The sequence below is a fragment of the Rhizobium sp. UBA1881 genome, assembly GCF_002338015.1.
Lineage (GTDB): Bacteria > Pseudomonadota > Alphaproteobacteria > Rhizobiales > Rhizobiaceae > Rhizobium.
On record NZ_DDHH01000108.1, the window covers coordinates 1 to 8,691 of the forward strand.

The 8,691-nt window shown below is 63.7% G+C and carries 3 protein-coding genes and 1 pseudogene; 1 reads left to right on the forward strand and 3 read right to left on the reverse strand.

Annotated features, from left to right (window positions below; genetic code table 11):
* Positions 1-322 (forward strand): annotated as a pseudogene (locus B3605_RS12945) (adenylate/guanylate cyclase domain-containing protein); the annotation flags it as partial.
* A 25-nt stretch (positions 323-347) separates the two neighbouring features.
* Here the strand turns inward: B3605_RS12945 and B3605_RS12950 are convergent.
* From B3605_RS12950 to B3605_RS12960, 3 genes are all read right to left on the reverse strand, one after another.
* Positions 348-6,458, reverse strand: coding sequence for a translocation/assembly module TamB domain-containing protein (locus tag B3605_RS12950; protein WP_112943805.1), 6,111 nt, complete (start codon positions 6,456-6,458; stop codon positions 348-350).
* 62 nt (positions 6,459-6,520) lie between these two features.
* Complete coding sequence (locus B3605_RS12955) at positions 6,521-8,449, reverse strand: autotransporter assembly complex protein TamA (protein ID WP_183795257.1); 1,929 nt, start codon at positions 8,447-8,449, stop codon at positions 6,521-6,523.
* A gap of 57 nt (positions 8,450-8,506) precedes the next feature.
* A partial coding sequence (locus B3605_RS12960; RefSeq protein ID WP_296434359.1) for a hypothetical protein occupies positions 8,507-8,691 on the reverse strand: 185 nt, incomplete at its 5' end.

Below are 8,691 nucleotides of genomic sequence, written 5' to 3' on the forward strand. Positions count from 1 at the left end.
AGCCCTGCGGCTCAATCCCTACCCAGCCTGCTGGTACCTTTGTCATCTCGGTCAGGCGCAGTACGCCGCGCACGACTATCAGGCAGCGAAGGTTACCCTGCGCAGGGAGGAGACCTATCGTACAAACTCACGCAAATTCCTGGCCGCGACGCTTTCGCAGTTGGGCGACGACGAGGAAGCGCACCGGGAAGCAGAATTGTTCCTGATCGCCCATCCCCATTTCACGATCGACCATTGGCTCAACTCCCAGCCGCTGCGCGACACAGATGTGGGACAACACTTCGCCGATGGCTTCCGGAAAGCCGGCTTGCCGGAGAGGTGAACGCGGGGGCCCCACGCCCCCACCCTCAATATTCCTTCTCGTACACCACGCCCGCCTCGCCGGCGCCATTGGCACCGGCCGCCCCGCGCAGCTTCACGCCGCGCCCGACATCGAGGTTGATGATCGCCTTGGCGCCGTCCTTGGTGTTCTGCTGCAGCTCGATATAGGTGCGTTCGTTGAGATAGCGGCCGACACCGACATTGGTCTGGCCGTTGGCATCGGTGCTGATATCGAAATCGTCGACGCCCAGCTGGTTGCGCAATCCCTGGAACAGCGAGGTCGAGCGCCCGCCCGCAAGCTGGCTGACGGCATCGGCGAGCTGGGCGATCTGGATAGCCGAGAGCTTCGACATCGACTGCCCGAAGATCAGCTGCGCCAGCACTTCATCCTGCGGCAGCGCCGGCGAGGAGGAGAAGGTGATGGCGGGGTCGGTCGCCAGTCCCGCCACATCGACGGTCAGCGTCGTCGTGCCCGAGGTCGAGGTCGCCGCCATCTGCAGCGCCGGCGTCAGATCGCCGGCAAAGGTGATGCGGCTCTTGTCGGAGAAATCGAGCCGGCGGTTGAGGATGGTGAGACGCCCGCGACGCATGGTGAAGCCGCCGGAAACCACAGGCACGGACGCCGTGCCTCGAATGGTCACGCTGCCGCCGAGCTCGGCGTCGATCCCGCGTCCGCGCACGAAGATCTGCGAGGGCGCATCGACCTGGATATCCAGATTGAGCGTACTCGATTTGCCCCTCGCGCCTTCCTGCGTCGTATCGCGGATCTGAGCGAGAACGGCCTTCGGCGCGTTCTTGTGGCGGATATCGATCTCGCGCAGCGATGTCGGAAGCTTCTCCGGAACTGTGATCGAAGCCTTCTCAAGCGTAAGCTTGCCGTTCAGCGTCGGATTGGCAAGAAGCGGTCCACGCAGCCCGATCGTGCCGTCGACCGTTGCGACGACAAGCGTGCCGTCGACATAGACCGCCTTGTTGAGACGGACATCGATATTAGCGGGGAAGTTCGCCGCCGGCTGAATGCCGACATCGCCGGTCACCGCGATGTTGCCGCCGCTCGCGAGCTGCCCGGTCAGGCGCGAGATCACCGCGCGCTGCCCGTCGAAGCGGATATCGGCCGTCAGGCTGTTGATCTCCAGATTGCGCCGGACGTCGATGACCTTGGCGCCGCTGGTGGCAACCGTGCCATTGATCACGGGCGCCGCAGCCGTTCCGCCGACCTGCAGATTGAAGTTGGCGTTGCCTTCCGCGACGAACCCTTGCGCCGCGAGCTGCGCGCCGAGAACGGCAAACGGCAGGTTGCCGGAAAAGCGCATGTCGAGCGCCCGGTTCCCTGAAATGGCCAGATTGCCGCCGCCTCGCAGCGACAGTCCGGCATCGCCGGTAACTGTCGTGTCGATGGTGAGCCGGCCCGAAGCGAGCTTGCCGTTCGCGCCGATCGCAAGCGGCGAGACGCCCGCGCCCCGCGTCTGGCTGGTCGCGGCATTGCGCCAATCGAGCTTGAAGTCGACATCAGGCATCGGCAGCTTGCCTGACGCAGCGACCGTGCCGGAGATATTGCCCTCGGCGGCCAGCCCCGGAACGAAGGCGTTGGCGAGGCCCGCCGGCAGGTTCGATATGTCGGCCTTCACGGCAAGCGATTGCGCATTGGCGCCCGCAACCACGAAGTTGCCCGCCGCCTTCAGCGCCACGTTGTTGCCGGTAAGATTGGTGGTGAAGTCGAGCTTGTTGTCGGCAAGCTTGCCGTTGGCATTGGCCGACAGCGAACCGACGCCGGCGGCCCGCGTCTGCGTCGTTGCCGCGTTCTTCCAATCGAGGTTGAAGTCGATGACGGGATTGGCCGGCGTTCCCGATGTCTTCGCCCGACCCGAAATCGTGCCCTCGGCGCCAAGGCCAGGCACGAAGCCGTTGGCAAGGCTCGCCGGCAGATCGGTGATATCGGCATCGACGGAAAGCCCCTGGATGTTGGCCCCAACCAGCGCCGCCGTCCCCTTGGCCTTAAGCAATGTCTTGCTGTTGCTGGCCAGATTGGCGTCGAAATTGATCTTGTTGTCGGCGAACTTGCCCGTTGCGTCGAGGCTGAGCGCCGAAAGGTTGGCGCTCTTGGTCTGCCGCGTCGTCGCATTCGCCCAGTTGAGCTTGAAATCGACGGATGGCAGCGGCAGAGCGCCGGAAACCTTGGCGGTGCCCGAGATCATGCCGCCGGCATCGAGGTCGGGCACGAAGCTGCTGACAAGCGCTGCCGGCAGGTTGTTGAGCGTCGCATTGGCCTCGATCGTCGTCGGCTTGGTCCCCTCGATCCCGACCTTGCCCGCCGCCTCGAGCGCCGCACCGTCCTGACCGTCGAGCTTCGTCGTGAAATCGAGCGCCTTGTCCTCAAGCGTCCCTTTGAGCGCCAGCGCCATGGCGCGCAGCTTCGCCGCCTTCGTCTGGCTGGTCGCGACGTCGGCCCAAGCGAGATCGAAGCTGGCCTTCGGCTGCTGCAGCGTGCCGGATGCCGAAGCCGTGCCCGAAATCGTGCCGCTGGCGCCGAGGCCATCGACGAAGCCATTGGCGAGACCGGCCGGAACTCCGCTCAACGTCGCATCGACCTTGAGATCGCCGATCGCCGAACCTTGAAGCTTGAGATTACCAGCCGCCTTCACCGACATGCCGCCGGTGGCCGAGACGTTGCTGTCGAAGGTGAGCGTATTGTCCGTAAACGTCCCGTTGACCGAAGCGCCGACGCCCGAAAGGCTGGCCGCCTTGATCTGGCTGGTCGAGGCGTTCTTCCAATCCAGCTGGAACTGCGCGGCCGGCATCGGCAACTTGCCGGATGCGCCGAAGCGTCCCGATATCATGCCCTGCGCGGCAAGATCGGGCATGAAGGCGTTGGCGAGCGCCGCCGGAATATTGGCAAGCGTGCCGTCCACCTTCAGCGTCTGCGCGTCAGTGCCTGTCACGACGAAGCTGCCATCGGCCTTGATCGCAAACCCGCCGCTGCCGCCGGCATTCGCGTTGAAATTGAGGATATTGTTTTCCAGCTTGCCGCTCGCCGTCAGCCCGAGCGAGGAGAGCTTGGCGACCTTCGTCTGGCTGGTGGCCGCGTTCTTCCAGTTCAGCTTGAAATCGAGCGCCGGCGCCGGCAGCTTGCCCGAAGCGGTGACGCTGCCGGTGATGGCGCCTTCAGCATTCAGCCCAGGCACGAAGGCATTGGCCAATCCGGCCGGAATGTTGACGATATCGGCATCGACCTGCAGCGACTGCGCATTCGGCCCTCCCGTCACGAAGTTACCGGCCGCCTTCAGCGAAACGCCGCCTTTGCCGCTCAGATCCGTTTTGAAATCGAGCTTGTTGTCCGCGAACTTGCCATCCGCGCCGATCGCGAGCGCGGAAAGCCCGGCCCCCTTCGTCTGGCTGGTCGCGGCGTTCTTCCAATCGAGCGTAAAATCAGCCACGGGTGCGACCGGCGTGCCCGACACCGCGACCTTGCCCGAGATCGCGCCCGCGGCATCGAGATCGGGCACGAAGCTGTTGGCAAGGCTTGCCGGCAGTTGCTTGACCACGGCATTGATATCAAGCGCTTGGCCGGCCGAGCCGGTCACGTTGATCGCGCCATCGCCGGTCTTGATCTCGAGACCATCGAGCGTCACCGTACCGTCAGTGATCGAAAGCTGCGATGGCGCGGCCAGATCCACCGCAATGTCGTGCGGTTTGGCCGAGAAGCGGTCGAGCTGAACGAGCGTCGTGCCGGCATTGGTTTCGACACCGCCGCCCGCCACCAGCGGATGGTTGTCGTAATAGCCGTCGAGGCTGAAATTCGTGCGGTTCCCGAGCTGCGTGAAATTCACCGCCAGGCTATCGATCTTGTTGGTTCCGGACGCGACCTCGTCGGCCTTGATTGCCCCGGTTGCCGCGAAGGCCGAGAGATCGGTGACGGTGACATCGACATTGGGGTTGACGATCGCGAAATTGCCCTGCTTCAGGCCACTGCCCGTCGCCGCCACCGTCAGGCCGATCTTGCCGGCATCGTCTGTAATGTCGACCGATCCCTTGAGATCGCCCTCCGCCTTCTGGCCGGCCAGCGCCGCAATCAGGCTGAGGTCGGGCAGGTCGAATGTCAGCGCGCCCGTCGGCGCGAAGCTTTCGGACAGCGCGACGTGACCCGTGAGACTGTTGTTGCCGACATTGGCCTTGATCGACGGCAGCGTCGTCTGCCCGCCCTCGGACAGCACGTCGGTGCTGATGTCGATCGCCTGGCCATCGATCTTGCCGGTCGCCTTCACCTGCGCCTTGGGTGCCTTCGGATCAGCGGTCGCGGTCAATGCCACAGCGAGATCGCTCAGTCCGCGCCCGGCCATGTCGATCGCGGGAGCGTTGAGATTGGCCGAAAGCGCCAGCGCGGAGAGATCGCCGCCGGCCTTCAGGCTGTAGGTCACAGCGCCCGAGGCCGTGTCGAGCAACGGCTTGATATCGGGCACGCGGCCGGCAAGCGTCGCATCAAGCGTCGTTCCATCGAGGACGACATTGCCCGTCGCGGCCGTGAGGTCCGACTTGATGCTGAGGTTCGACAGATTGATCTTGTCGGGAATGGTGCCCGCGACTTGAGTCTCTATCGTCACGGGCGTCTTGAACCGCGCCGCGACGGCCGGCGGCATTGCCGGCGGCTCCACGGTCAGCTTGGCATTGCCGGTGAGCGAATTGTCGGTGAGCTGATACGCACCATTAAGGCTTGCATTCGCCGACGCGCTTTCGATCGTCGCACCATTGAAGCCGATCGCGGCCGGCGAAATCTGCAGCGGCAGAACGATGGTCACCGGCCCCTGAACCGCTCGGTTGATATCGGGGTTGGCGAAGGTCATGTCGCCGGCGACAAGGCGGATCTGCACGGCGCCGGAGCTGCCGCTGAGATTGAAGTTGTCGCTCTTGGCGGTCAGCTTCACATTGCCGATCGTCGCCTGCGGCAGCACGGCGGTATCGAGCGACGCGCTGGCATTCAGCCGCGACGCCTTGGCATCCCCCGTCAGCGCCAGATTGACACCCGTGATCATGAAGCGCGCTTCGCCTTCCGCCAGCGGCCAGCGGAAATCGACCGGCCCGGATGTGCCGAGCACGTTCGCATTCAGGCTGTTCTTGCCCTTCGGGTCCAGCGTGCCGGAGGCGGCGATCACGACGGCGCCCGTCGCCACATTGCCGGTCTGAATATCGATCTTGCCGGCATTGTCGAAATTCGCCGCGAGATCGATGTTCGTCTGCCCCGCGAAGAGCGGCCGGAACGCCGCCGGCATCAGCGAGCTCAGATCGCCGCCGCCCTTGAGCTCGACATGATGCAGAGCCTGGTCCGGCGTCAGCGTGTGATGCGCTTCGATCGCAGCCCGCTGCTGGCCATCTAGCGAGGCCTGCAACTTGGCTTTCCAGTCGGAGATCGGACCATCGCCATTGAGGCTGATCTCGACGGCCGGATTGTTCGGCAAGGCAAGCACGCCGGCGAGCAACCCGCCCTTGGGCTCGTTGAGCTTGGCCTTGACCGTCAGCTGACTGTTTTCAGGCAGAAAGGCGACGTCGGCCGTCAGCTTGGCATCCGGCACGTCGTGACGGTGAACCGTGATATTTGCATCGCCGCCCTTCGAGTCGGCGCGTACACTGCCATCGGCCGACAGCGTGAAGGCGCGCCCGATCAGGGGCTGCGACAGGCTGATCTTCGGCAGCGAGATCTGATCGATATCGATCTTGATCGGCAGCGAGAAACCGCCGCTTGCCTCCCCTTCCGCGGCCGGCCGCGACGGCAATGTGCGGACGGGCTTACGCAGCACGCGGATTGCATCGGCCTCCAGGCGCGTCGCATGGAAGCGCCCGGTGAAAAGCGCCAAAGGATTCCAGTTGATCGACAGGCCGTCGACATCGGCAAACGTGCCGCGCGTATCCGAGAGCACGATGCGGGTAGCGCCAAGGCCGCCGGTCAGCAGCCCCTGCGGGTCCATCACCCTGATGGTCATGTCGCGGTTGGAGATCGTCGACGTCACCTTGTCGACCAGAATGCGGGCGCCGAAGCCGGTGAAGCCGAAGATGCCGATGGCCACGGCAAGCAGGATGACGAGAACGCCGGCTCCGTAACCGAGCAGTCGGGCAATCCACTTGAAGATGTTCGTCAGCGTAAGCATGGACCCGGAGCTATCCCGTTTTCTGCGCGGCTATCGCAATCTCGCTGCGAGCCTGAACCTCGTTAGAACGACTGACCGATGCCAGCGTAAATGCCGTAATCCGTTCCACCCTCGAACTTGTTGAGGGGAACGGCGAAATCAAGCCGGATCGGCCCGAATGGGGTGGCGTAGCGCAGGCCGATACCGGCACCCGCCCTGATATCCGAAAAATCGGGCGCAACATCGGCGGAGACCACCCCGACATCGATAAACGGCACGATGCCGATCGTGTCGGTGATCTTCACGCGCGTCTCGAAAGACGCGGTCATGAAGGAAGCCCCGCCCGTCGCCTCGTTGGCGGCGTTATAGGGAGAGATTTCCTGATAACCGTAACCGCGCACCGACCCACCGCCGCCAGCAAAGAAGCGTCGGGTGGCGGGAATATTCACAAGATCGTCGGCGCCAAGCAGGAACCCGGCCGAAAGCTTGCCGGCAAGCACGATCCGGTCTTCGGCGCCGAGGCCGTAATAGCCCGACACCGAACCCTCGAAGGCGGAAAAGAACGTGCCGTTATAGGCCTCGTAGCTCGGCGTCACCTTGCCCATCAGCCGGTAGCCCGATGTCGGATCGAGCTTGTTATCGCGCGCGTCGCGATCGAACTGGAGGGGGGCCGCGAAGGTCAGGTAGGTGTTGTTCCCGAACGCGTCGTCATCCTTTTCCCAGCTGACTTCGCCCGCACCGGTAAACGTATCGGTATCGTTGAGTTCGTAGGAATAGCCGAGCGATGCCGTCACCAGCTTGGCGCTATAGGCATCGGGATTTTCGGTCTTGGCAAGAATGCTGGCGATCAGCGTCCCTGATGGCACGAAGGCGCCGGGCTTGGTGAAGGTGATGCCCGCCGAGAAATCGAGATCGCCCAGAGCCGTCGCATCCCCGAGACGGCCGACGGCGCCCTCGACGCGCAGCCCTTCCGCGCCTCCGAAGAGATTGCGGTGGCCCCAGTAGCCATTGACGCCGAAACCGTCGATCGTCGAATACTGCGCGCCGACGCCGAAATAGCGCTGCTTGCCCTCCGACACCTCGATGATCATCGGCAGGCTGCCGTCGCCGGCCAGCTGGTCGCCCTCATGAATGGTGACGCTCGAGAATACGCCAAGCGCCCGCAGCCGCTCGCCGGCCTTCTTCAGCGCCTCCGGAGAATAGCGATCGCCCTTGTTGATGCGCGAATAGCGCTCGATGAAATCGGACCGCACCGCCTTTGCGCCGGTGACGCCGACCGTCCCGATCGGCGCGACCGGCCCACCCTCGGCCGCGAGCACGACATCGACAGTATCGGTCCTGTGATCGGCCACCACCTTGCGCGTGGTCAGCTTGGCCAGCGGCCGTCCCTCGCTCTTCAACTGCTCGACGATCTTGTCGCCCGCCTTGATGATCGTCAGCGACCCGGCCGAAGCGCCCGACCCGAGATCGTAATCGGCGGGATTGCGGTTGGCCGCGTCGCCGCCGAATTGCACTTCGCGCACATGAAACACCGGCCCGGCCGCTACGCTGACATTGACGGGCACCGGGCGCGAGCGATTGAAAGTGGGGTTCGGCGGCAGGTCGTCGATATTGCGCCCATCGACGGTGATGGTCACCACACCGCCATAGCGCGCCTTTTCATAAAGGGCCGCGATCAGCCGTTCGCGATCGTCGCGCGCTTTGACGACGACACCGAGATCGCCCGAAACCGGCTGCTCCTTGTCTCCGACCAGGCGCGAGCTGTTCTCAAGCGCCTCCTTGAGGTCGGGATCATCGGCATCCGATGTCAGCGTCACCTCATAGCGAACGGGATCGGGCACCTGGTTGGCGTCCGTATCGTCCTTGCCGAAGAAGTTGATCCCGAAAAGCTTGAAGGCGTAAGCATTCGACACGAGTGCCGGTGACAACGCAGTCGCCACCGCGACCATTGTCACGATGCCTGCTCGCCGATACGCAATACCCGGTTTCGGTGCCTTCCGTCTAATCTGCATCCGCCGCTTTTTGGTTACACTGGATTTAAGCTCTGCGCCCCCCGGCCTGATGCGACCTTAGCGGCAAAATTCATTTTGTTGTACCGTTTTAAACCGCATGATTGCTGATTTAGCGGAAAAAAACAAAAATCCCGGGCCAGAGACCCGGGATTTGAAAGGTTTTGGCGAAGGATCAGCTGCGGCAATCGTCGATATAGCGGCGACCATATTCGTCGCGGTAGTAGCACTGGCCGGGCTGTTCG